The sequence below is a fragment of the Marinitoga piezophila KA3 genome (assembly GCF_000255135.1).
In the GTDB taxonomy this organism is placed as follows: domain Bacteria; phylum Thermotogota; class Thermotogae; order Petrotogales; family Petrotogaceae; genus Marinitoga; species Marinitoga piezophila.
Map to the genome: position 1 here is coordinate 2180022 of NC_016751.1, position 26458 is coordinate 2206479.

25 protein-coding genes are annotated in these 26458 nt (G+C 26.2%); 20 read left to right on the forward strand and 5 right to left on the reverse strand.

What is annotated here, in order from left to right:
* Nucleotides 1-197 precede the first annotated feature (197 nt).
* On the reverse strand, nucleotides 198-1106 hold the full coding sequence (locus MARPI_RS10210; protein ID WP_014297515.1) for a pseudouridine-5'-phosphate glycosidase: 909 nt from the start codon (nucleotides 1104-1106) through the stop codon (nucleotides 198-200).
* Nucleotides 1103-2191: a PfkB family carbohydrate kinase gene (locus MARPI_RS10215; RefSeq protein ID WP_014297516.1), complete on the reverse strand. Its 1089-nt coding sequence runs from the start codon at nucleotides 2189-2191 to the stop codon at nucleotides 1103-1105. Before MARPI_RS10215 ends, MARPI_RS10210 begins: the two co-directional genes overlap by 4 nt.
* Nucleotides 2192-2369: 178 nt before the next feature.
* Here MARPI_RS10215 and MARPI_RS11340 point away from each other — a divergent pair, with 178 nt between their 5' ends.
* The 4 genes from MARPI_RS11340 (at nucleotide 2370) to MARPI_RS10235 (ending at nucleotide 5441) form a co-directional block, all read left to right on the forward strand.
* The gene (locus tag MARPI_RS11340) at nucleotides 2370-2645 is read left to right on the forward strand and encodes an SHOCT domain-containing protein (RefSeq protein WP_014297517.1); all 276 of its coding nucleotides are present in this window, start codon (nucleotides 2370-2372) and stop codon (nucleotides 2643-2645) included.
* A gap of 12 nt (nucleotides 2646-2657) precedes the next feature.
* Nucleotides 2658-3314: a DUF2202 domain-containing protein gene (locus MARPI_RS10225; RefSeq protein WP_014297518.1), complete on the forward strand. Its 657-nt coding sequence runs from the start codon at nucleotides 2658-2660 to the stop codon at nucleotides 3312-3314.
* A gap of 122 nt (nucleotides 3315-3436) precedes the next feature.
* Nucleotides 3437-4690 carry a putative DNA modification/repair radical SAM protein gene (locus MARPI_RS10230; protein ID WP_014297519.1) on the forward strand — a complete coding sequence of 418 codons (1254 nt, stop codon included), beginning with the start codon at nucleotides 3437-3439 and terminating at the stop codon, nucleotides 4688-4690.
* Nucleotides 4691-4694: 4 nt separating this feature from the next.
* A complete protein-coding gene (locus MARPI_RS10235; protein ID WP_014297520.1) occupies nucleotides 4695-5441 on the forward strand; it encodes a TIGR03915 family putative DNA repair protein in 747 nt (248 codons plus the stop codon).
* On the opposite strand, the gene MARPI_RS10240 is transcribed toward MARPI_RS10235, so the two are convergent.
* Nucleotides 5438-6607 (reverse strand): hypothetical protein, encoded by a 1170-nt coding sequence (locus MARPI_RS10240; protein WP_014297521.1) that lies wholly within the window; start codon nucleotides 6605-6607, stop codon nucleotides 5438-5440. The two genes, MARPI_RS10235 and MARPI_RS10240, sit on opposite strands and share 4 nt — an antisense overlap.
* A gap of 44 nt (nucleotides 6608-6651) precedes the next feature.
* Between MARPI_RS10240 and aroH the strand changes: the two genes are divergently transcribed.
* The 6 genes from aroH (at nucleotide 6652) to MARPI_RS10270 (ending at nucleotide 13872) form a co-directional block, all read left to right on the forward strand.
* Nucleotides 6652-6996, forward strand: a complete 345-nt coding sequence (gene aroH, locus MARPI_RS10245) for a chorismate mutase (protein ID WP_014297522.1) — start codon at nucleotides 6652-6654, stop codon at nucleotides 6994-6996.
* Nucleotides 6997-7172: 176 nt separating this feature from the next.
* Entirely contained in the window at nucleotides 7173-8834 is a 1662-nt protein-coding gene (hcp, locus tag MARPI_RS10250; protein WP_041639173.1) for a hydroxylamine reductase, read from the forward strand.
* A 126-nt stretch (nucleotides 8835-8960) separates the two neighbouring features.
* Nucleotides 8961-11510, forward strand: a complete 2550-nt coding sequence (locus tag MARPI_RS10255; protein WP_014297524.1) for an efflux RND transporter permease subunit — start codon at nucleotides 8961-8963, stop codon at nucleotides 11508-11510.
* A 2-nt stretch (nucleotides 11511-11512) separates the two neighbouring features.
* A complete protein-coding gene (locus tag MARPI_RS10260) occupies nucleotides 11513-11962 on the forward strand; it encodes a flavodoxin domain-containing protein (RefSeq protein WP_014297525.1) in 450 nt (149 codons plus the stop codon).
* A gap of 1 nt (nucleotide 11963) precedes the next feature.
* Nucleotides 11964-12536, forward strand: a complete 573-nt coding sequence (locus MARPI_RS10875) for a TetR/AcrR family transcriptional regulator (protein WP_014297526.1) — start codon at nucleotides 11964-11966, stop codon at nucleotides 12534-12536.
* Between the two features lie 193 nt (nucleotides 12537-12729).
* On the forward strand, nucleotides 12730-13872 hold the full coding sequence (locus MARPI_RS10270; protein ID WP_014297527.1) for a KAP family P-loop NTPase fold protein: 1143 nt from the start codon (nucleotides 12730-12732) through the stop codon (nucleotides 13870-13872).
* Between the two features lie 108 nt (nucleotides 13873-13980).
* Here the strand turns inward: MARPI_RS10270 and MARPI_RS11165 are convergent, their stop codons facing one another.
* Nucleotides 13981-15420 carry a hypothetical protein gene (locus tag MARPI_RS11165; protein ID WP_014297528.1) on the reverse strand — a complete coding sequence of 480 codons (1440 nt, stop codon included), beginning with the start codon at nucleotides 15418-15420 and terminating at the stop codon, nucleotides 13981-13983.
* 432 nt (nucleotides 15421-15852) lie between these two features.
* Between MARPI_RS11165 and MARPI_RS10280 the strand changes: the two genes are divergently transcribed.
* From MARPI_RS10280 to MARPI_RS10325, 10 genes are all read left to right on the forward strand, one after another.
* Entirely contained in the window at nucleotides 15853-17103 is a 1251-nt protein-coding gene (locus tag MARPI_RS10280) for an MFS transporter (protein WP_014297529.1), read from the forward strand.
* Between the two features lie 123 nt (nucleotides 17104-17226).
* On the forward strand, nucleotides 17227-18153 hold the full coding sequence (locus MARPI_RS10285; RefSeq protein ID WP_014297530.1) for an ABC transporter permease: 927 nt from the start codon (nucleotides 17227-17229) through the stop codon (nucleotides 18151-18153).
* 24 nt (nucleotides 18154-18177) lie between these two features.
* Nucleotides 18178-19074, forward strand: a complete 897-nt coding sequence (locus MARPI_RS10290) for an ABC transporter transmembrane domain-containing protein (protein ID WP_014297531.1) — start codon at nucleotides 18178-18180, stop codon at nucleotides 19072-19074.
* Between the two features lie 339 nt (nucleotides 19075-19413).
* Nucleotides 19414-20700 (forward strand): hypothetical protein, encoded by a 1287-nt coding sequence (locus MARPI_RS10295; protein WP_014297532.1) that lies wholly within the window; start codon nucleotides 19414-19416, stop codon nucleotides 20698-20700.
* 30 nt (nucleotides 20701-20730) lie between these two features.
* On the forward strand, nucleotides 20731-21042 hold the full coding sequence (locus tag MARPI_RS10300) for a hypothetical protein (RefSeq protein WP_014297533.1): 312 nt from the start codon (nucleotides 20731-20733) through the stop codon (nucleotides 21040-21042).
* A 181-nt stretch (nucleotides 21043-21223) separates the two neighbouring features.
* Nucleotides 21224-22504, forward strand: coding sequence for a hypothetical protein (locus MARPI_RS10305; protein ID WP_014297534.1), 1281 nt, complete (start codon nucleotides 21224-21226; stop codon nucleotides 22502-22504).
* A 17-nt stretch (nucleotides 22505-22521) separates the two neighbouring features.
* Nucleotides 22522-23367 carry an ABC transporter ATP-binding protein gene (locus MARPI_RS10310; RefSeq protein ID WP_014297535.1) on the forward strand — a complete coding sequence of 282 codons (846 nt, stop codon included), beginning with the start codon at nucleotides 22522-22524 and terminating at the stop codon, nucleotides 23365-23367.
* On the forward strand, nucleotides 23360-24103 hold the full coding sequence (locus tag MARPI_RS10315) for an ABC transporter permease (protein WP_014297536.1): 744 nt from the start codon (nucleotides 23360-23362) through the stop codon (nucleotides 24101-24103). The genes MARPI_RS10310 and MARPI_RS10315 overlap by 8 nt, the downstream gene beginning before the upstream one ends.
* 163 nt (nucleotides 24104-24266) lie before the next feature.
* The gene (locus MARPI_RS10320) at nucleotides 24267-24761 is read left to right on the forward strand and encodes a hypothetical protein (protein ID WP_014297537.1); all 495 of its coding nucleotides are present in this window, start codon (nucleotides 24267-24269) and stop codon (nucleotides 24759-24761) included.
* A gap of 94 nt (nucleotides 24762-24855) precedes the next feature.
* On the forward strand, nucleotides 24856-25212 hold the full coding sequence (locus MARPI_RS10325) for a hypothetical protein (RefSeq protein WP_014297538.1): 357 nt from the start codon (nucleotides 24856-24858) through the stop codon (nucleotides 25210-25212).
* A 247-nt stretch (nucleotides 25213-25459) separates the two neighbouring features.
* On the opposite strand, the gene MARPI_RS10335 is transcribed toward MARPI_RS10325, so the two are convergent.
* On the reverse strand, nucleotides 25460-26434 hold the full coding sequence (locus tag MARPI_RS10335) for a dipeptidase (protein ID WP_014297539.1): 975 nt from the start codon (nucleotides 26432-26434) through the stop codon (nucleotides 25460-25462).
* Nucleotides 26435-26458: the final 24 nt, after the last annotated feature.

The window sequence follows — 26458 nt, forward strand, 5'->3', positions numbered from 1 at the left end:
AAAACTAAAACATATTTTAGAAATCATAAAATAGTATATCATATTTTTATAATAAAATCAAGATTTTTATTAAAAATATTTAATTTAATTAATAAATTTAAAGATGGACTTGAATTTATTTATAAAAAAAGTGCTTAATTCCAAAATTTAGAAGGAATTAAGCACTTTTATTTTTAAAATTTATATAATAAGGTAATTTATAATGATTTAGCAATTAATGCAGCAAGTTTTGCATTATTGTATACAAGTTGAATATTTGATTTTAAACTTTCGCCGCCTGTTATTTCTTTTATTTTTGCCAATAGAAACGGCGTAGTTTCTTTACCTTTTATTCCAAGTTTTTCTGCTTCTTTTAAAGCATCTTCGATAGCTTTGGTTATGGTGTCATAATCCATTTGATATTCTTCAGGGATAGGATTAGCAATAACAGCTCCACCTTTTAAGTTTAATGCCCATTTTGCTTTTAAAAATTCTGCAATTTCTTCTGGTGTGTCTAATCTGAAATTGACATTAAAACCGCTTTTTCGTGTATAAAATGCTGGTAATTCTTCAGTTTGGTATCCAATAACTGGAACGCCAAAAGTTTCAAGATATTCTAAAGTTAATCCAAGATCGAGTATGGATTTGGCACCGGCACAAACCACTGCAACATTTGTGTTTGCTAATTCCTGAAGGTCTGCAGAAATATCAAAGGTTTCCTGGGCGTTTCTATGAACTCCTCCGATTCCACCGGTTGCAAAAACTTTTATTCCAGCCATTTCGGCGATAATCATTGTTCCAGCTACAGTTGTTGCTCCATCTATTTTTTTGGAAATTACATATGGAATATCTCTTCTACTTACTTTCATTACTGAATATCCTTTTTTACCTAAATATTCAATTTCTTCTTCGGATAATCCAGCTTTTAGTTTTCCATTAATAATAGCTATAGTGGCAGGGATTGCTCCATTGTCTCTAACTACTTTTTCAACGTTTAAAGCTGTTTCAACATTTTGTGGATATGGCATTCCGTGGGATATTATTGTTGATTCAAGAGCTACAACAGGTTTTCCTTCTTCTAAAGCTTTTTTTACTTCTGGTGAAATTTCAAGGTATTTTTCAATCATAGTTTCATCTCCTTTAATTTATTTTCTATGTTTTCTTTTGATAATTGTTCTGAATTTGCCCCTTCTGACTCTAATGTAATTGCCGAGGCAGCTATGGAAATTTTCGCTGTTTTTTCTAAAGAATAGTTGTTTAAATATCCTAATACTATTCCTGCTGTAAATGCGTCTCCGGCACCAGTTGCATTTATTACTTTAATTTTCGGTGTTTTTATATATATCGTTTTATTTTTGTCAGCACATAAAATTCCATCTTTTCCCATTGTTAAAAATACTCTTTTAACTCCTTTATTAATAATATTTCTAACAGCTTTTTCAGCATCTTTTTTGTTTTCGATTTTTATGCCAGAAAGTATTTCAGCTTCATATATATTAGGTTTGATGGAATGGACATAATTGAGTATATTTAATATTTTAACGGTTTTTGCGGTAGAAACTGTATCTACAATAAATGTGTTGTTAATGTTTTTTGTAATATATTCTATTGTTTTTTGAGGTAAATTAGTATCGAGTATAACAGCTTTAGACTTTTCAATAATATTTTTTTTGGATTTAATATAATTTATATCTATTTTTTCGCATATCTCCATATCGGATAATCCAACAGCCATATCTCCTTTTTCATCGAGTATAGCAAGATAAGTTGATGTTGAGAAGTCACTTAGTATTAATGAGTCACTAATGTCAATTCCTATATTTTTAGAATGTTCAATAATTTTTTTGCCATATATGTCATTTCCAATAGCTGTTAGTAATTTAGTGTTTATATTTAATCTTGAAAGATTTTCTGCGATATTTCTTCCTACACCACCAGGTGAGATTTTTAATTTACCGGGGTTTGAATCTTTTAATTTTAGTTTTTTATTTGGAAATCCGTTGATATCAATATTTGCTCCGCCTATTACCGTTACATAATCAAGTTTATTTATTATATATCCTCTACCTAAAATATATCCTTTTTTTATTAAATTGGCAATATGTACAGCAACAGAAGAACGGGCTATATTTAGTTGCTTAGCCAATTCGTCCTGGGTTATGAAAGGATTTTCTTTTATTAGTTCTAAAATTTCCTTTTCTCTATTTGTCATTCTATCACCTAAACTTTTGTTTATTTGATTAGTCTATTGTTTATAATATCACAAATAAGAAAGAAAATCAAGTTTTTCTAAGGTAACTTTAAGTTTTTTCTAAGTCTCCTCTAAGGTTTATAGAGTATTATAAAGATGTCGAAGATGAAATAACAAATTTTAAGAGGAGGTTGATAAAATGAGAGGGTATTATCCAGGTTATCATACAGGATTTTTTGGATTAGGTTATGGATGGTATGGTTGGATAGAAATGATTCTGGTAGGAGTTGTAATTTTTGCAGTCATTTATTTATTAATAAAAGGGTTAACCAGAAAAGATAATTATAGAGATGCTTATTATGTTTCAGGTGGAACTCAGAAAAACAAGGCTCTTGAAATTTTAAAAGAACAATTTGCGAGAGGCGAAATTAGTGAAGAAGAATTTTTAAGAAAAAGAAAATTAATCGAGGAATAAGGAGGCGGTATTATGAAAAAAGGTTTGTTATTAGGAAGTATGATTTTAATATTAGTAATAATGTCATTTGCAGGAGGCTTTTTTAATAATCCAGCAGCAGCTGTTGAAGCATTACCAGTTCAAGAATTATCAGCAAGTGAAATTGATGGTTTATTACAAATGAGAGAAGAGGAAAAATTAGCAAGAGATGTTTATTTAACATTATATGATATCTGGGGAGTTCAAACGTTTTATAACATTGCTCAATCAGAACAAACACATATGAATGCAGTAAAAACTATTTTAGATAAATATGATATTGAAGATCCAATTACAGATTATACAGTCGGTGTTTTTAAAAATGAAGAATTAAAAAAATTATATGATCAACTTGTTGAACAGGGAAAAACTTCAATCATAGATGCCTTAAAAGTTGGAGCAACAATAGAAGACTTAGATATATATGATCTTGAAGAGTTAATAAAAGAAACAGATAATGAAGATATAAAAGTGGTATATGAAAATCTTAAATTCGGTTCTGAAAATCATATGAGAGCATTTGTGGGGTTATTAGAAAGATATAATGAAACATATTCAGCACAATATATTTCACCAGATGAACTTAGCGATATTTTAAACGGTTCAGAAAATGCTCAACCAGGAAATGGTTATAGAGGCGGTAGAAAATAATTTATATCAAAGGTCCCGAGAGGGGCCTTTTTATTTTTAATTAAAAACTTGACACAGCAACTATTTTGTAGTATACTATATGTAGTAAGATTATAAACAAGTTTATATTATAGGGTGATGATATGGATATAAATGAAAAATTGAGGATATTATCTTCATCAGCTAAATATGATGTTTCATGTGCTTCAAGCGGTTCTGATAGAAATAATGAAAAAAAAGGTATAGGAAATGCCGTAACCAGTGGTGTATGTCATAGCTGGACATCAGATGGAAGATGCATCTCACTTTTGAAGATTTTATTCTCAAATGCCTGTATTTACGATTGTGCTTATTGTATAAATAGAGCAAGTAATGATGTAAAAAGGGCAACATTTACTGTTGATGAGGTTGTTCAGTTAACAATGAATTTTTATAGAAGAAATTACATAGAAGGTTTATTTTTAAGTTCCGCAATAATAAAAAGTCCTGATTATACTATGGAGCAAATGTTGAAAGTAGTAAAAAAGCTCAGAAAAGAAGAAAATTTTAATGGTTACATCCATTTGAAGGCTATTCCAGGAGCAGATTTGAAACTTATACGTGAAGCAGGTTTTTATGCGGATAGGTTAAGCGTTAATATTGAGTTGCCAAGTGAAAAAAGTTTAAAACTATTGGCCCCACAAAAGAAAAAAGAAAATATAATTAAACCCATGAAATTTTTGGGAACAAATATTCTGGCTAATGTTGAAGATAGAAAGAAATATAAAAAAACTCCTCTATTTGTTCCAGCCGGCCATAGTACACAGTTAATTGTTGGAGCATCACCTGAAAGCGACTATCAAATTTTGAGATTGGCAGAAGGTATGTATAAAAAATTCAATATGAAAAGAGTATATTATTCAGCATTTATACCTGTTAATAAAGATAAGCGTCTTCCTATAAATATAAAACCACCATTGAAAAGAGAACATAGATTATATCAGGCAGATTGGTTATTGAGATTTTATAAGTTTTCAGCTTCTGAAATTCTTAATGAGAAAAATCCATTTTTAGATGAAAAGCTTGATCCCAAAACGTCATGGGCATTAAGAAATTTTCATTTTTTCCCTATAGAAATTAATAGAGCATCTTATGATGAATTAATCAGAGTGCCTGGGATAGGAATAAAATCAGCATTGACTATAATTAAAGCAAGAAAATATTCACCTATAACCTTTGATGATTTGAAAAAAATAGGTGTTGTTCTAAAACGAGCAAAATATTTTATTACCTGTAACGGTAAATATTATAGTAATATTTTTTTATCTCCTGACGCAATAAGGGAAAAATTAACTGAAAACTTAAGTATGAAAATACCATTATTTCCCACAACGGCAATTGAAGTTTCAAGGAGCTGAAATTATGAATATACTTACATATGATGGAACATTTCAGGGATTACTTACTATTACATATTATTGTTTTGAAAAAAGGAAATTACCTGACTTAATTTTAAAAGAAGGAAATAAAGGGATTTTTGGCAACGGTAATATTATAAAAACCGACTTTAAAAAAGCTGAATATGTGAGTAATTTTATAAAAAGAAAAATAAATAATGGAATTTTGAAAAATATATTTTTAGCCTATCTTTCGGAATATGAAAACATAGAAGTTGATATTATAAAATATGTCAATATCGCTTTGAAATTGAAAAAAGACCCCATAAATTATATAGAAAAGGACTATATTTTGAAAATAAAAAAGGTAATATATAAAGTGTCAAATGAAAAGCATAAATTTATAGGGTTATTACGTTTTAGAGAATTATCAAATGGACTTTATTATGCACCGTTTGAACCCGACCATAATATTATTATTCTACTTGCCCGGCATTTTATAAACCGATTTTCAAATCAAAATTGGATTATTCATGATATAAAAAGAAACCTTGCCCTTGTTTATTCAAAGGGCAAGGTGGATTTAATTAATATAAATATTTCAAATCAGTATTTTTTTAAAGATTTGGAAAATTTATCAAAAGATGAAATTGAATACCAGAGTTTATGGAAAACATATTTTAATAGTGCAGCGATTACAGAAAGAAACAATTCTAAACTTCAAAAACAATTTATGCCTATACGCTATTGGAAATATTTAACGGAATTCTAAACTTTTATTCGATTAATAAGAGAAATATATTCTTTTTGTAGTTTTTTAAATTTTTCAAATCTATTTTCACTGTAGTTTTTATTATAAAAACTTATTAATTCTTTTTTGAGATTTTCGATTGATTCTTTTGGATAAAATTCTTTTAATTCTTCCAGAATTTCATAAATTTTAGAAATATAATCATCATAACCAATCATTTCATACAGATAATAAGAATATTTTTTTAGATCATTGAACTTAAAATTACTTTGTCCTTTTATCATAAGCCATTCAAGAATAAATCGCTTTAAATTCTTTTCAACATAAAATAGAAAATCGTCATTAGCTTCATATGGCGGTTCATGAATAATAGTAATATCCTTATCATAAATAAAATAGCTTTTGAAAATAGGGTTTTTTTCTTTAATTTCAGCATACTCATTCCCATTTTCATATATTAATCTTGAAGCAAGTAATAAAGAAAAATCTTCACCACGTGGAACATCAAGTGGATAATACATTTTTTCTGCAAATTCCTTTCGTATAATCATATTCCCACCGAATCCAAAAATAGATTCCTGCGGTTTGGGACTTTTCATAAACCTAACAATATCCATATCCATAGAGGTAGTTTTCTTCCAGGTTTTCAATTTATCTTCTCCAGTAATTCGTATAGTTCCATTTTTTTCATATGGTGCTGTAAAAACATATTTATCAGGATTTTTTTCTAATAATTCTTTTGTTTTTAAAATATAATTTTCACGTAAAAGCTCATCATCGTCAATTTGTATAATCACATCTTCACAATTCATAATCGGGAAAATAAAGCCCTGATTTCTAATTTCAGGATATCCTTTTGAAGAGAAAAAAAGGGAATTGTATTTTTCTTTACAACATTGAATATCTGTGTTAGTATATATATAAAAGTTATATTTAAAACCTTCCATTATTTTTTCAATTTTTTCGATTATAATTCCATCTTTTGAAACATCTTCATGTGCAGCTACTGCGAAAATATAGACGCTAATATTGTCGTTTTTACCAACATTTAATTTATTGATGCTATCAATAGTTTTATGTAATGTATTTTTGTTTTCAAAATCATTTAAAGGTGTAGGATGATCAAAAAAATCTCTTTTATTATCATTAGTACGAATATATGTATTAATTACAATGGCAAAATTCATAATACCCCTTCTTTCATTTTTCAATAATTTGGAGGTGAATTCTGATGATAGTAGGAATACGTGGCGCAACTTCAATTGAAAATAATACCAAAGAAGAAATAATCTCTCGTACAATAGAATTATACACCCAAATTATAGAAAAAAACAACATAAAGAGAATTATTAGTATATTTTGTTCAGTAACTCCTGATATAACTGCTTATAATCCTATCACTGCTATTAGAGAAAACTTCAAATTGGATAATGTAGCATTATTTACACTTCAAGAAGCCGTTTTTGAAAATTCTCCAAAAGCAATTATTAGATTACTAATTCACTGTGAGGGCGATACACAAAATTTTGTTTACTTGCATAAAGCAAAAGATTTAAGAAAAGATATAATAAAGTAAATATTATAAATTTAATTCTGTGTAAAAAATGTTAAGATTCAAAAAGTGTAACATAGGTTACGGACAAAAACCGACAAAAAAGGTTATAATTAATATGTAGATAAAATAAAAAAATTCACAAACTTATATATTAAATCAAATTTTTTTTAAATGAACACGGAGGTGTTAATATGGGAATGTTTTGTTATCAATGTGAAGAAGCTGCAAGAGGTGTAGGCTGTACAGCAATGGGAGTTTGTGGTAAGACACCAGAAGTAGCTAATTTACAGGATATGTTGCTTTGGGTTACCAAGGGTTTATCGTATTGGGGATTAAAAGCAAAAGAATATGGAATTAAAGACGATGAAGCTAATTTATTTGTAGCAGAAGCATTATTTATTACAATCACAAATGTAAACTTTTCTGTTGAAAGAATGGTTGAATTTATAGAAAAAGCTTTAGATTTAAAAGACAGAGTAAAGCATAAATTTCTTGAAGCTTATGCTAAAGAAGAAGGCAAATCATTTGATGAAAAAGTACCAGAAGCAGCAGAATGGGATAAAAGAGGCGACGCTAATTTATATGCACAAAAAGGTTTTGAAGTAGGAGTATTAGCTGATAAAGATGAAGATATCAGATCTTTAAAACAATTAGTAATATATGGATTAAAAGGTATTGCAGCTTATGCTGATCATGCTTATGTTTTAAAATATACAAATGATGATATTTTATATTTCTTACAAAAAGGAATGGCTGAAACATTAAGAGAAGATATTACAGCAGATGAATTAATTAATTTAACACTTGAAACTGGTAAATACGCTGTTGAAGTTATGGCATTACTCGATAAAGCAAATACATCAACATATGGAAATCCTGAAATTACAGAAGTTTATACAGGAACATATAATACACCAGCTATATTAATTAGTGGTCATGACTTATTAGATTTAGAGGAATTATTAAAACAAACTGAAGGAACAGGCATAAAGATTTATACACATGGTGAAATGTTACCAGCCCATGCATATCCAGAATTAAAGAAATACGAGCATTTAGCTGGAAACTTTGGAGGAGCATGGTGGCAACAGAATAAAGAATTTGCTGAATTTGGTGGAGCAATTTTAATGACAACTAACTGTTTAGTACCTCCAAAAGAATCATATAAAGATAGGGTATTCACAACAGGACTTGTTGGTTTTGATAAATTAACTCATATTCCAAATAGAACAGATGGAAAACCAAAAGATTTCTCACCAGTAATCAAGAAAGCATTAGAATTGGGTCCAATCCCAGAAAGAGAAGGTAAAAAGATAATTATAGGTTTTGCTCATGAACAGGTTGCAAAGGTTGCAGATAAGGTTATAGATGCCGTAAAATCAGGAGCTATTAAGAAATTCTTTGTAATGGCTGGTTGTGACGGAAGACATAAGGAAAGGGAATACTATACAGAATTTGCAGCTAACTTGCCAAAAGATACAGTTATCTTAACAGCAGGTTGTGCAAAATATAGATATAACAAACTTGATCTTGGAGATATAGATGGTATTCCAAGAGTATTGGATGCAGGTCAATGTAATGATTCATACTCATTAGTTGTAACAGCATTAAAGTTAAAAGAAGCATTTGGCCTTGAAGATATAAATGAATTACCAATTGAATATAATATTGCATGGTATGAACAAAAGGCAGTAGCAGTATTACTTGCATTACTTTATTTAGGAGTAAAAGGAATAAAATTAGGTCCAAAACTTCCAGCATTTATTTCACCAAATGTATTAAAAGTATTAGTAGATAATTTTGGAATTAATCCAATTACAACAGTAGAAGAAGATTTAAAATTTTTCTTGAATAAGTAAGATAATTATTAATGCAGGGCACTAAATTTTTAGTGCTCTGTTTTTTATTTTATGTTTATCTTTTTGTAAAGAAATAGGTGTAGTATTTTTTATACCGACCAGCCGGTCTAGAAGGAGGGATATTTTGTGAAAAAGCTTGGAAAAATAATCATTGAACACTCTAAAGTTGTATTTGCTTTAATGATGGTTTTAACTCTTGTAGCCTTATATTTTACGACAAAGTTATATATTAAACCTGGCTTTTTGGATTTATTGCCAGCAGATGATCCATATGTTCAGGTTTATAAAGAAGCGTCTAAGAGCTTTAAAAGTATAGATAATATTATGATTGGTATTGAAGGAAATAAAGAAGATATCATAAAGTATATAGATGCTATTTCATCTAAATTAAAAACAATGGATGGGGTTGATGCAATATATGCCAGGAATCCCATGGATTTTATGAAAAAAAATATATTTTTGTTGTCACCAGACGAACAACAAAAATTTCTTTTAAAATTATATTCTTCGGAAAATATTGTTGATTTTTTTGATTCTTTAAACCAGATGTTTGAAACTCCTGATAACGGTTATCATATTTCAGAACAGGAAAAGAGGCAATTTAACTATATTCTTGATTCTTTTAATAATTTACTTGTTTCAATAAATAATAATGATATAGAAGCAGTTAAACAAAATTTCCAGGGAATGTTATTTGGCAAAGAATATATGATTTCTGATGACGGAAAGTTTGGAATAGTTATTGTTAGACCTGGTATATCCTTTAATGATTTAAATAGAACTATTGAATTGGTTAATAAAATTGAAAAGGTTGTAAAGGATGAAGCAAAAAATTATAATGTAAAAGCCGGTTTAACAGGAACGGCTGTTATTGAAAGAGATGAAATGGTTACTACAGAAAGGGATATGGCAATTACAACAACTGTGTCCGTTATATTGATACTTATAATATTCTATCTTGGATTTAGAAGTTTTAAGTTTATGATACTTTCAATTATTCCGTTGATAACAGGCATTATTCTTGCTTTAGGATATGCAAAAATAACTATAGGTTCATTAAATATTATGACAGTAATGATGGGTGCAATACTTGCAGGATTAGGAATTGATTATTCAATTCACATTATATCCCTATATCTTGAATTGAGAAGTAAAGGAAATAATGTAAAAGATGCATTATATGGTGTTTTTGAAAAGAACGTTAGAGGTATTGTTGCCGGTGCTGTTACAACGGCTATAGTAATGGGAATATTTATGATAAGTGAATTTCCAGGATTTAGAGAATTTGGTATTGTTTTATCTGCAGGTATTATTTTTACATTGATTTCTGCAATAACAATATTGCCTATATTATTAAAATGGTTTGGTAAGAGTTTTAAAGATCCTGGAAAAACATTTGTAATTGATTATGATATAAAAAAATATAGAATGATTAGTATAATTCTTCTTGTTGTATTAATTATTTTTTCTGCCGTAAAAATAACTAAGGTGCAATTTGAAAAAAATATGCTTGAAATTGAAGCAAAAGGTTTAGAAAGTATAGCTATTAATAACAAAATTCTTGAAGAATTTGAGCTTTCACCTGATAATACAATATTTATAAGTAATAATCTGGCTGAAGCAAAGATGCTATATGAAAAGATTAAAAATGTAAAAGTATTTTCAGAAGTAGATAGTATAATTCCATTTATTCCCGAAACAGAAAAACAGGTTGTTAGGTTAAAAAATGCAAAAACGGTAAAATCATTATATGTAGAACCTATTAATTTTGATATGAATAAATTAAAAAATGAATTGAGAAGGTTAAATCTTAATATGCTAAAAGCTTCGTTATCCTTAAATACTTTTGGATACAAAGATTTAGGGAAAAAAGTAAATGAAATTGTAAAGTCTGGAATTATAAATAAATTAATGGATAAGAATTATGAAGATTACTTGGCAATTCAAAAAACTATTATTAGCCAGATAAATTCACTAAAAAAGGATTTAAATGATTCTGAATTTATTACTATTGATAAGATTCCAGAAGAAATAAAATCCAATTATGTCAGTGATGATGGAAAAGTTTTAACTACAGTATATCCAGCAGGAGATATATGGAATGCAGACTTCCAAAAAGAATATTTTAAGATTTTAGATGGCTTGAATGTTGATAATGTTACTGGTACTTCCTTATTATTCTATAAGGTTGTGAAAATCTCTGCTGAAGAAGGAAAAAATCTATTGATATTAACATTAATTTTGATATTTGTTGTTCTGTTAATAGATCTTAGAAGTTTGAAATACTCGATTTTAGCGTTATTACCAATGCTACTTGCAATTGTATTAATGTTAGGAATAATGGGTTGGTTTGATATTAAATTTAATGTAGTAAATATTATTGCCTTACCATTAATTATTGGTATAGGTGTTGATGATGGAATTCATTTGATACACAGATATAGAAGAGAAAAGAATTTAAGAGAAGCGTTAAGAAGTACAGGAAAAGCTATTACAATGACAACATTAACAACAGGAGCAGCTTTTGGTTCATTTGTTCTGGCTAAATATAGAGGATTCGTAGGATTTGGGCTATTATTGTTAATGGGAGTTATATTTAGTTTTTTAATTACAGCATATGTAATTACGTCTATTATCAGTTATATGGAAAGCAAAGATAATAAGGAGTCGAATTAATAATGAAAATATGTGTAATATATGATACCAAAAAGAATTCAACAAAGGTCTTTTCAGAATGGATTAAAGAAGATATCCAACAACACAATATAGATGTGGATATATTTAAATATAATGAATTTAACAATAAATATGATTATGATTTGTTTATAATAGGAAGTCCCATTTATTATGAAAAACCCCTAAAAGGAATTATGAAATTTTTAGAAGAAAACAGTTCTATCTTAAAAGAGAAAAAAACAGCTGTATTTATTGTTTGTATGGCTCAATTATTTGGGAAAGCTACAGAGAAATATATAAAAAATCACTATTTAAGACCGCTTGAAGAAAAAGTTGGAGATTTAGTTGTTGAGAGTGGAGTTTTTTGGGGATGGATAAGAAAAATTAATGAGAAAGATAGAGATAAAGTAAAGAAATGGGTAAATGAAATAGTAAAAAAGCTTGGTGATTAATATGGAAGATACTTATGAAAAGATTTTAAAAGCAGCATATCTGGTTTTTTCAGAAAATGGTTATGAAAATGCGAGTTTAAATAAAATTAAGGAAACTGCAGGAGTTTCTAAAGGAGCTATTTATCATTATTTTAAAAGTAAGGATGAATTATTTTATCATGTAATAAAATCATATTTTGAAGAGTTTGTAAAAATCTTTGACCAATATTCCTTTGATTCTCTTGATAAAATAAAAGAATTTGGTTTTATGGCTATAGATATATATGAACAGGATCAAAAATCTCAAAATATTACTATGGTATTATTTCAACAATCACTAAAAAACAAAGAAATAAAGGAATTGCTTGAAGAATATATAACAAAGGTTCTAAATAAAATCGGAGAAAAATTACAGGAAATATCGGAAAATGGAAAGTTAAAAGAAGATGTAGATATAAATTTATTAGCTCAAAAAATTTTTGTAACTATGGACACATTGGGATTATATATATCTTATGGAATAAAAAATATCGATGTAAGAAGATTATGGAATGATTTTATTGATGATTACATTTCGCAGTATTATAAAAAATGAAAAATCATAAAATTAACAAAATCCCTAGATTCTAGGGATTTTGTTATAAAAACTCCTTGATAGATAATTTTGTCAAGCAATTTTTTGGAATAGGAAGCAGCTTGATTAAATATCCTATCGAAGGTTGTCGAAAATTGTCGACGTTGTCGATTAAGTCGAACTAATGTGATATAATAATATCTGGGGTGAGATTATGGAATTAGGGAAGATAATTGAAAAAGTAGTTGATAAACCTTTAAATAAAACAGATAAAAAATTGCTTGTGAATAGAGAAAAAGAATTTGAATTAATAAATCTTTTGACGCAGTATCAGCCATATGGAATTTATGGTATTTGCGGAGAAACTGGTATTGGAAAAACAACTGTAATAAATAATATTGAAATACCTTTTCATACAATAAAAATAACATTAACTCAAAGAGAAAATCAGGATACAATTCTTTATGATATACTTTATAATTTATCTTTGGTATCTGAAAAAGATATAAAAATTGCAAAGGAAATTAAAGAATGGATTCTTGAAGAAATTTCATATATTAAGGGATTTTCATTAGGAATAAGTTTTATTGGAAATGCATCAGTTGGTTCTCAAAATCAAAAAGCACCACGTTTTAATTATTTTAAAGCAAAAGAATATTTAAATAAATTAACTGATGAATTGATAAAAAAATATAATAAAGTGATTATAATAATTGATGAATTGGATAAAGAAAAAAAACGTGATGTATTAATCGTATTGGATAGTTTAAAATTGGAATTGCAAAAAGAAGGACTTATTGTAATTGTTTCATTGCCGTATTCTATATATAGAGAATATAAAAATGATAGAATGCATAGAAATGAAAGTGGAAACCTTGAAAATATAATAAAAGATATAATTTTTTTAAGAGAATTTACCTCATCTGAAATCAAGGAAATTCTTATTAAAAGGTTAAAAGAACATATTGATTTTTTTGATGATAAATCATTGGAATTAATTGCTGATTTTTCAGATGGTAATCCACGAGATGCATTCTGGATTACACAAAAGATTATTTTTGAAGCGTTGTCTCAAAAGATTATAAGAATTGACGAAAAATTGGTAAGAACTCTAATGAGAAACATTGTAAAAGAATATTTAAATGAAATTTCGCTAACAGAAAAGCAAAAAACATTTATTGATGAAAGTTTATATCCTGGAAGTAGAGAAGAGATTGTAAAAAAAGCTATTTCAAAAAATAAATTACCTCGATCAACTGCATATTCAATTTTTGATAGACTATTAGAACTGGGAATAATTATAGAGCAAAACGGAACTTATAAACTCTCAGGCAAAGTAAAATATTTATATATTTAAATTATCCTGTCGAAGGTTGTCGAAAATTGTCGACGTTGTCGACCAAGTCGAAGTTAATAATCAATAAAAAATCAAGCTGGATTTTTTCAGCTTGATTTTTTTATTTTATTATAAAAACCTTTCAATAATATCATCAATCAAAACTCTTTCATCGTCTTCAAAAGAGTAATAGCCTAAAACAACATGCTTTTGACCAAGACCATATTTAATAGCAAAATCACGAACCTTCCCTTTTGGATAAGGAGTAATGGGCCATTTAATATCGTATCGAACGCAATTTCTCAAAAACACACCAAATATTCTCATCTCCTCATCACTGAGCTTAAAATAATTAAAAACAAATTCCTTAAAGTTCTTTGGTTTCTTAAAAAGCTCAGTGATGAGTTTTTTTCTTGCTAAATAAAATGGTGAAATATTATATTCCGAATCTTCAACATCTTCAGAATTCAATAATCTTCTTTCAACTTTCTTCAAATCAAAATCACTCATCATAACATTAAAAAAATACATCTTCTCATAATTAACAGAGAAGAATTTAATGATTTTATTTTTATCTCCTTCAAAAATCAATTTCAAAATATGATTCTTTGTAAAAAATGGTTTTTCTATTAATGTTGTATATGTTGAAAAAAATAATACAGGGATTTTAGAAATATTAGTTTTTTTAATTTTGAATAGATTATTTTTAAAATATAGAGAAGTGTTTTTTCTAAAACGTCTATTTCTGAATTTACTTTTATTGTTATAAACATTTTCAAATTCAGGATTTATTTCGAAAGATACATTTTTTTTATAATCCAAAACAATAACCGAAATATCAAATAAATTTAAATACTTATTTATTTTGTATACCTCAAAAATCGTATCAAACCAGTTATAAGTATAATTTAAATTATCATAATAATATCCCATATAATATTCCAATAAATTAGCAGTGATTAAAGCTTTCTCTTTATCAATCTTTCGAATCCACCAGGCTGCACTATTTAAACCTGCATTCATCATTGTTGGATGTGGAAATTTTTTTGCAATAAAGTAACCTTCAATAAAAATCTCAAATGCTTTTTTGTAATTTTTATCATTTAAGTTTTTTCTTGCCTGAGAATATTTCAATAATGATTTTTGAGCATAACTTTCATTGTAGTTTTTACCATATACTTTTATATAATCATAGTTATCTTTATATTTCGAAGAGATATGTTTTAATCCAGGTAAAATAATATTTCGTGCATCTTCAGAAAGTGTTTTAATGTTTTTTCTAAGAATTATGAATTCTTTTTTTGATTCTTCAAATTTATTTTGTTTTAATAATATATCTATTTTTTCAAATCTTGCTAATTCTCTTAACATTATTGTTGGTGTTGTTGAAATAACTTTATTTGCATAAAATAAAGCTTTATCTAAATCTTCATTCCATATTGATTTTAATAACAGAAGATAATATTTCAATGCTACATCACTAATCTTTGGATAAATATAATTAACAATTGGTTTTGAAAAATAACCATACTCAACTATATTTAAAATATCTTTTATACAAATCCCCATTTTAACCTCCAACTTACAAAAAATTAAAAGTATTTTTACTAATCTTTTTTGAAAGTAAGAAACTTTAAAATTAACATTCTCTTGTAACATAATAAAGAATTAAGAAAAAGACAAAATAACGAATATAAAAGTATTTTAAAAAACGAAATGAATTTCCAAATTTTCTGATGTTACATGAGTTAATCAAAGTGTAACGAAAATCAACTTCTGAAATACTGATAAAAAGCGGATTTTTATTTTTGAAAAAACACTTGAAAGTCATGTTAGAAATGATAAAATAAAAGAAAATACTATTTAAGATACATCGTAAATATATTATGTTTTTGATACAGAAAATATTATATCAAAAAATCTTAATTTCATAAATAAAATGAATAGCAAAGGTATTTGAAAAATTTTAGAATTTTTATCTTATGAGAGGGGGGAAGATGTATGAACAATATATATATTTTGAGTTTTATAATTTCAATATTCATTTCTTTTTTGGGGGATATGTCGTACAATTTCTTCTGGTATTATACAATTTTAAAAGACCATCCTGTTATAGGACTTGGAGCATTTGGAACATTAACGCTTTTTACTTCGTTAGTGAGTTTTATTTTTATTCAGAGATTTTTTAAAAATACATCTATAATAAGCTTTTATTATAAAATCAATATTTTTAAAGCGATTCTTGTTTTCTTAAATATAGTTTTTTTTGTTCAGATAAAACCTCCGTATAATTATTTGTTGACGGTGGTATTATATTTTCTTATGACTGTAAGTGGAACTATAATAGCGGGAACAGTAAATTCAATAATTTCAACAATATTAAAAGATAAAAATGAATTTACACGCTTTTCTTCATTAAATGCAACATTAATGAGAATAGCATTGTTAAGTGGTTGGCCATTAGCGGGTATTATTGATAAATTTGGTGGTGTTAAGTGGTTATTAGCGTTTGACTTTATTACTTTTATACCTCTTATAGTAGTAACATTGAATTTGGAGAAAAAAATTCCAGAGCTCAAAGAAATTACATATTCTTCAAGATTTACAAGGAAAAATAAAAGAAATAATAGAGAAGATTTAAAGCCATTTTTAAGAGTTTTAACAGAAGTTTTTGCAGTATATGTAGTTTCATCATTTACAACAATGACAACTATAGTATTATGGAAACACAATAATTTGGCAGAACAAATAGATTCATTGAGCACAAGTATATTTTTTACAGCTTTTAATGGTGGGATGTTATTATCTTCAACCTTATTAATGACCAGAAGAATAGCAGAATATTATACAAAAAATGTTTTGCGATTGAGAAATATAATATTAATTTTTACAGCTGCATGTACATATTTATCTGTAGTATTTTCAAATAATTATTTGGGATTTATTATAGTAATGTTTTTTTATGGTTTAAGCGCTGGTTTTATACTACCAACCTATAGGATATTAATAAACAATTACTTTGAGAAAGAGAAAAAGCATATATTATTTGCATATAATGGAATAATTTCCAGATATTCAGGTTCAATTGCCAATTTAATAGCAGCATTTATAATTTCCGTGTATTCAGTAAATTATGTATATTATTTTTCAGCAATAGGATTAATGTTAATTGTTGTTGTGAATATCTTATTGAACAACAATTTCTATTTAAATAGTTTTGAAGAAAAAATGAGTATAGAATATGAAGAATAAAATTTGATAATTATTTATATACAACATTTTGATTAATTATAATAGTCTCAAATGAGATAAAAACTCATTTGAGACTATCTGTATGATATAATAGAAAACGAAATTTTTTATAAGGTGATAAAAATGGAAGTTTTTTTTAATATTTTAAAAGAATTACCAAAATCTAATAAGCTAAAAACATTTTTTGTGTTTATAATAAGCATTTTTATTCAATTTGGAAATATATCAGTTCCGTTTATATTTCAGAGATTGACTGATAATTTTGGTAGCGAAAAAGCCTTTCAATATTTTCAGATATTATTGTTTGTATATTTTCTTCAATTACTTTTAAATATTTTTTTTGGAATATTTTATACAAAAAATATATACGAGATTTCATCTTATTATAAAAAACGAGGTTTTGAATTTTTATTGAGAAACAATAAAGAGATAAATAATTTTTCAGAAAAGATAGATTTACTATTTAATCTTTCTGAAGAGGGTATAGCATCTTTATTTTACGAATCAAACGTCAATTTTGTGGTTTATATAATTTTTTATTTTATATTGCTTTTTTATATATTGAAAAGATCCCTAATAGTGGGAGTACTATTAATTGCTAATACAATTGTTTTATATATAGTATCCAGATTAAAAATAAAATATCTTTCTTCAAAAAATTTGGAAATTATCAGATTAGAAGCGAAGAAAATAAAAGAAATTGAGGATATTTTAAGAGGTTTTGTGGAAATTAGAGTATTTAATATTTTAAAAAATGAGGTCAATAGAATTTCAAATCATTTCAAAGAGATTTTGAATATTATAAAGCGAAAACAGAAAATAGAATTATTTATTTCAGGTTTTGAAATTATGAATTTTTTGGTTTTTCCAGCAATTTTGTATATTGTTGGAATTTCAATTATAGAAAAAAACATTTCTCTTGGTGAAGGAATTAAGATCATTCAAATGGTTGAAATTATCACTTCTTATTCTATTTTTATAAGCAATTATACTAACGTAATACCAGAGATTATAAGTGTATATGAGGAATATTCTAAAAATTTTCAATAAACCAAGATATAAAATGGTGATATTATGAAAAAAATAATATTTGTTATCATAGTTCTTTCTATTATTTCAATTATTTCAGAATATCTCTATACTACAATTCCACTTTATACAAAGGATTTCATAGATTTTTTGACATCTGGAATAATTAATTATAAAGTTTTATTAAATATGACTTTGATAATTATAATATCTTTTTTATTAAAAACCATGGTAAAAATCTTTTTAGAATATTATAAGAAGAAAGCATCATATTTAATAACTATAAAAGGTTTATCAAACATTTTAAAATTCGATTATTTAGAATTCAAGGAATATGATGAAATATATTATTCTGAAAGTTTATTAAGATTACCTGAAAAAATAATGGAAGCAGTAAGCTCTTCAGGAATGGAAAATTTCACTATAATATTTAAGATGATATTTCTCATAATTTTTATATTTAACCTTGATATAAAATCTGGTATTGCAACAATAATATATACGATATTATCGTTCGTTAGCATATGGATTTCAAATAAATATTTTTATGAAAATTATGATAAACAAATTGAGATAAATCTTAATAACATATCAGATGCAATGGACCAATTAGAGGGATTGAAAGAGATACATTTATTTAATACTGTAAATTCTGAAATATCACGTTTTGAAAATAACATTAATAAATATAGAGATTTTTCAATAAAAATAAATATATTGGATTGGCTTTTATCTTTTACAATAAATGATTTTTTTCAATATTCGATATATGCATATCTAATATATAGAGGATTACTTTTAAAAGATGTTGGTTCATTAATTGCATTATACATGTATGTAAAAGATGTAGCAAATATAATGAATAATTCTATATTTGGAATCTGGAACTCTTTAAGAGAAGCATTAATTTCATGGAATAGATTAAAAAAGTATATAATTTGACATTCAAAATCCCCGAAAGGGGATTTTTATTTATTTAATTATTTTTTAACCAAAATTTTACCGGTAAAAATCCAAACCTTGGAAACATTGAATTTAACATTACATTGTAACATAAGATTTATAATTGGAATTGGTTAAAAAGTTTAATACAAGCATATTATAAATAACAAAGAAAGAATGTGAAAAAAACGTGTGTTACATGAGTTAATTAAACAGTAACATTTTTTGATTTCTGAAACACTGATAAATAGCGACTTTTTATTTTGGAAATAGACCTTGAAAGTCATGTTAGAAATGATAAAATTTAAGTTGAAAAATTAAAAATAGGGGGATGAGAAAATGAAAAGAAGAGGATTAATCATTTTATTTATATTGACACTAACGATCTCGTTGTTTTCTGATAGTTTAAAAATGATAAAGAAAATAGAGATAGAAATAGAAAATACCAAAAAACCATCAAAATTTCTCACAACATTTGCAAAAAATGAAGTAATAATCACGCCGTTTGTAGCAATTGGAAAGGATTTTAAAATACGAATATATTCATTAAGAGATAATACAGAACAAATAATAAAAAAAGAAGCTCCTGCATTATACGAAATCGGAGAACTTACAAGTGTGACATTTATAACAACCTTTAATTTTGAAGATAAATTCTGGATAATATGTGGGAATGGAAAAAATGGAGATATGGAGATAAATGAATATATAAAAAAGGATAATGAATATATATTCAACAAAAAATTAAATTTAGGAGTAAAATCTGGAATAGTAATAATTGATAAAGAACTAAAGGATAGATTAATAATAAGTTTAGGAGTAAATGAGTCTGAAAGAAAAATAATGGTGGTTGATAAAAATCTTAAATGGTATAAGGAGTTAATTACATTAAGGGATTTTTCAGGTGATCTTGAAATAGCAGAGTATAAGGATAAATTATATATATTTGAAAGCATACCAGAAAAAAGCGTATCGTCATTCTTTGGATCAAATAGTAAATACATAAAACTAAAACATACCTTTGATGCAAAGACATATAAACTTCTAAAAAAAGATGAAAAGGCATTTTCAGATATGGAATATTATATTTATATATATCAGGATGGAAAATATACATATTTTGGGAATTACGGAGGAAAGATAAATATAAAAAGATATGATCTTGAAAGCGGAAAAGTAGAGGATATAAACATGGAAGAAATATATCCATTATTAAAAGAAGGAAAGATTGAATATTCATATTTTGTATATAAGAATAAAAAAGTATTAATAGAAATAGATGAAGAGGATATTATGAAATTGGTAATGGGTGAAATAATAGATAATAATTTTAAAATAATCTGGAAAAAAGAATTAGAAAGAAAAGAAGGAGCATTTCTTGTAAAAAATGTGAAAAATGCACTTTTACTGGATTCTGATTTAATGGATAATACAGAAATATTTATAGACGAAGGAAAAAATTACAAAGTTAATCTCGAAACAGGAGAGATAACAGAAATAACAGATAAACCAATATGGTTCTTTAAAATGAGAGATAAATATTATTATGGAGCATTAAACAAAACGGAAAAGAAAGATGGAAAGAACTATTCTGTATTTGAAATTTATGAATTGAAATTCGAATAGAAGTTAAATATTTATATTTGGAGGAGTTTTATGCGAAAAATATTAATTTTTTTATTAATTATATTATTAACAATTACAATTTATTCAGAAACTGTGAAAATAAATAAAATAGGTGAGTATAAAATAGAAAATGTAATACCAAAGCATTTAGTAATAAACTTTACCTCAAATGAAATGATAATTACAAAAGGTGTTCCAACAAGTGAAAAGTACAGCATATATATTTATTCCTTAAAAAATAAAAATGAACAAATAATAAAAGAAAAAATACCGGCGTTATACGATATAAATGGTAATAGAAGAGTAGTTTTGGTTTTTAGTTATGGTTTTCAGGTGAAATAATATATAAAACAGACAAACCATATGTCTTTTATAAGGTTGATGATAAATATTACGGAATAATAAAACTCACAGAAAAAAAGGAAGATAAAATCGATACTAAAATAGAAATATATGAAATAAAAGTTGAAAAATAACAAGCTAAAGATTTATGGAATTTAATAAAGATAGGAGGATTAAAAAAATGAAAAGAAGGGGATTAATAGTTTTATTAATGATGATACTAACAATCTCATTATTCGCTGATAATCTGAAAATGATAAAAAGAATAGAGCTGGAAATAGAAAATGTCCAAAAACCACCAAAAATAGTTACGGCATTTACAAAAAATGAAGTAGTACTCGTGCCATGGGTAGCAAGTGGAAAATATTTTGAAATACGCATATATTCATTAAAAGATAACACAGAACAAATAATAAAAAAGGAATCACCGGCATTATATGAATTAGGCGATCTTAGAAGTGTGACAGCAATAACAATTTTTAATTTTGATGATAAATTCTGGATAATATGTGGAAATGAGAAGAATGGAGATATGGAAATAAATGAATATATAAAAAAGGATAATGAATATATATTCAATAAAAAGTTGAATTTAAAAATAAAATCATGGGCAGTGATGATTGATAAAGAACTAAAGGATAGATTAATAATAAGTTTAGGAGTAAATGAGTCTGAAAGAAAAATAATGGTAGTTGATAAAAATCTTGAGTGGCATAAAGATTTAATTACATTAAATGATTTTTCGGGATATCTTGAAACGGCAGAGTATAAGGATAAATTATATATATTTGAGAGCACAGGGGAAAAAAGCGTATCGTCATTCTTTGGATCAAATAGTAAATACATAAAACTAAAACATACATTTGATGCAAAGACATATAAACTTCTAAAAAAAGATGAAAAGGCATTTTCAGATATGAAATATTATGTTTATATATATCAGGATGGGAAATATGCATATTTTGGAAATTATGGAGGGAAGATAAACATAAAAAGATATAATCTTGAAAATGGAAAAGTAGAGGATATAAACATGGAAGAGATATATCCATTATTAAAGGAGGGAAAGATTGAATATTCATATTTTGCATATAAGAATAAAAAAGTATTAATAGAAATAAATGAAGAAGATATTATGAAATTGGTAATGGGTGAAATAATAAATAATAAATTCAAAGTAATCTGGAAAAAAGAATTAGAAAAAAATGGAGTATTCTTTCCACGAACAACAAAAAGTATTTTTTTATTAATTCCGGATTTACCGACAGAAATTGAAGAAGTTTTATATAAAGGAAAAAATTACAAAATTAATTTTGAAACTGGTGAAATTACAAAAATTACAGACAAACCAATAATCTTTTTCAAAATGAAAGATAAATATTATGGAGTATTAAACGAAACAGAAAAGAAAGATGGGAAGAACTATTCAGTATTTGAAATTTATGAATTAAAAATTGAGTAAAGAACGGTGGTGAAAAAATGATAGAAGTAAAAGGGATAAAAAAGAGCTTCAAAGAAAAAGAAGTATTAAAAGGCGTGGATTTTGACGTAAAAGAAGGGGAAAAGTTTGTAATATTAGGGGAAAATGGAGCAGGGAAATCCACACTGTTTTATATATTAACAAAAGTATATAATCCCGATGAAGGAGAAATAAAAATAAAAGAAGGGAAATATTTATTGGGCTTCGTAGAAGAACCACAGTTTATAAAAACCATGAATGCGTATGAAAATATGAAATATATTAGCTCGAGCATATATAAGAAAGTCACAAAAGAAGAAATGGATAAATATTTAAAAATAACAGGAATACAGCAACATGCAAAGAAAAAAGTAGGTAAATATTCCACGGGAATGAAAAAAAGACTGGCAGTATCGTTATTATTAATGATAGATCCGGATATATACATATTCGACGAACCAACAGAAGGACTGGATCCAATAGAAAGAAAAAACTTCATGAAATTAATGGAAGAATTAAAAGAAAGAGGAAAAGGGATAATAATAAGCACACACGTATTATCAGAAGCAAAAGAAATGGCTGATAGAGTGGGAATATTATACGATGGAAAAATACAGAAAATAATGTCAAGAGAAGACTTTGATAAACAGAATGAATATATAATAGACGCAGAGGCAAAAAGATATCCAGAATGGCTGGAATACCGAATAGAAGATGGAAAAGCGATAATAAAAAGCGACAACATAATGGAAACGCTGGAAAAATTAAAACAGGAAGGGATAAAAATAAAAGACATAGAAAAAAACACATCAATACTGGAAAAAACATTCATAAAAATATCCTCGGGAGATGGGAAAAATGATTAAAGCAGAACTACAAAAAATAAAAAAAGACAAATTCTTTCTATCATCGCTAATAATATATTACTTCTTCTCAACAATAAAAGCCAAAGGAATAGTATATCTAATAGCAAGATCATATTATGGGCAACCAGAAATGTCATATATAGCAGCAAAATACTTTGGAGGCATGTGGAACTTCTTAGGATTAATACAGCTAATAACAATAATATTTGGAATAAAAGTATTGCATGAAACAACAGAAAGCAGATTATACACATACATATTCATGAAAAACAGCAGATTAAAATTCTACAGCAAAAAAGCCATATCGTTACTGTGGATAACAACAATATACAGTATATATAACCTGATAATTTTCAGCTACTATTATATAACAATAATAGGAAAACCGGAAATAAAAGATTTAATAATGACAATAGTAATATATATAAACTATGAAATAGCGATACTATTTACAGCAATACTGGGAATGATGATATATACAATAGTAAAAAACAACCTATTCTCAATAATGGTATCGTTATTTGTAATATACACATATTTCCTATTGCCAAGATACAACAAAATATATCATCCATTAAACTACGTATATTTAATGACAAAAAAATTAATAAGCTCAAAAGGGATAGAGTTTGTAATATACGTGGGATTGTGGAGAATAATAATACCAATGGCAATCACAATGTTAATATTCACAATAGGATATAGATTCTTCAGGAAATATGAACCAAAGTATTGAGGGGGCTATACGAAACCAGAAAGAAGTGTATGGAAGTATTAATTGTGATGGGGATGTATTTAACCAAATGAGGCTTTTGCCTCATTTGGTTAGTTGTTAAGATTTAAATAAACATTCGTAAAAATCTTAAATTTAAGTATTTTGGTTTAAAAGAGGTGAAAAAATGGGAAAAAATCTTAAATTTACATTTTTCTTTTTTATATTATTCATTGTTATAATATTTACTATAGGTGGAGTAAAAAAAATTAGAATAAGAGAATTTAATGAATTCAAGAGGAATCTGGATAATCAAGGATTTCAATATTATCCATTAAATAAAAGTTATTTTATTCACGTGTTTAATGATGAAAATACCAAAAATAATTTGGTATTATATATAGATGAAAATTCTGAATACAAAAAAATATATATAGAATATTATGAATTTTTTAATAATAAAATAGCAAAAATAAAATTTGATAAAATAAAAACAATTTTAAATTCAGGTGATTTTTTAAAATTAAAGACTAAATTTGAAATAAGAGTTATAGACTATTATTTTATTACTCAAAAATATAAAGGTCTTTATTTTTATATATACAAAAATAAGAACAAACTTGTTATTTTATATGGTAGAGAAAAAAATGCTGTGGAGAAAATAAGTAAGATATTATTATAAATGATTATTTTTTATTATTTTGAAAAGGGATAGATATGAACAAAGTAAAATTGTTTATGAATTTTATATATTCAAGATTATGGAGGAAATAAAGGTGAAACACTTGAGAAAAATGTTAAAATCAATAGAAAGTCTATTATATATATTGATTATAAGTAGTATTTTTTGGTTTTTTTCTATAAAAAATTCAATAGAAAATAATAACAATAATATTGTCAATTTTATTTTGGTCTATCTTATGTTCATTATAATTTTTGAAATTGGAAGGAGAGTTGATTTCCAATGGAAAACTACTTTTTTTAAAATTTTAATAACTACAATAATAGTTTTTGGTTTTGGATATATAATAGGCATTTCCTTGAAAGTAAGATTTGATATAGCATTTATTTTAGCTTTTAGTGATCTATTTCTGTGTTATAAGATAAAAGATGATAAAAATCTTTCAAAGTAATTAATTATATAGTATTAAATAAATTTAGGTTAAAAATCTATTTTTCTTTTTTTATATAATAATATATTAATGAAGAAGCTACTCCGAGAAAGGTAAAAGCTATCATTAAACTCAGATAAAGTGCTCCTCCATTTATTGGATTTAATAACACTTTTACCAAAATCAAAATTGAAAATAATATCAGCAAAATACCGGAGAGTAAGGATATTTGCTTTAAATTAATTTTTATCACTCCCTTTAGAATAGTTTATAAAATAGATTTATATACACGTAAGAAATTCTCACCTGTTATTTTCTTTATTTCGGTTTCAGTATATCCATGTTCTTTTAATTTCTCAATTAATACAGGTATTTCTTTATGAGTGTTTAAAGAATCTACTTGCTCATCTCTAAACATATCACATAAATCAAAACCAAATCCCACATGTTCTACTCCTACAAGGTTTGCAATGTAATCTATATGCTTAATTAAGCCATTAATATTATTTTCAGAGTTATTATCTGTTACAAACATACCATTTGCATTTATTCCAATTACTCCACTGTTATTTGCAATAGCCTTTATTTGTTCATCTGTTAAATTTCTTTTTGAATTAAAAAGTTTTCTGACATTGGAGTGTGATGCAATAATAGGTTTTGTAGTAAATTTAATTACATCCCAAAAGCCACTATCGTTTAAATGACTTACATCAATCAACATTCCCAATCGTTCTGCCTCTTTCACAATTTTAACTCCAAAACTGCTTAATCCTCCTTCTGTACCAGTTTCTACTTCAGAGAAAAAAGCACCATCTGCAACGTAATTTCTTCGACTCCAGACTAAACCAGCAAATCTTACTCCTAATTCATAGAACACTTTTAATAAATATAAATCATTTCCAATGGGATCTAAACCTTCGAATGAAAGTAATATTCCAAGCTTTTGATTATCAATTGCGTATTGAATATCCTTCATATTTCTGCATAGCATTATTTTTCCTTCAGATTCCTCAATTTCATAATGTAAAGATGCTATTTGGTCCAAAGCGTTTCTCAATGCCATTTCTGGAATGTATTTTTCTGAAATAAATAATGAAGACACTATAATATTAACCTTTCCTTTTTTAAAATCATCATAAAATCTATTCATTATTACCTGTTTTTTTCCTTCTTTCCTTCTCTCAGTTACATATGTAAGTAAATCAAAATGTGCATCGATAATAAGATAATTGTCTGTATTCATATATAAATCCCCCTGTATAAAAAT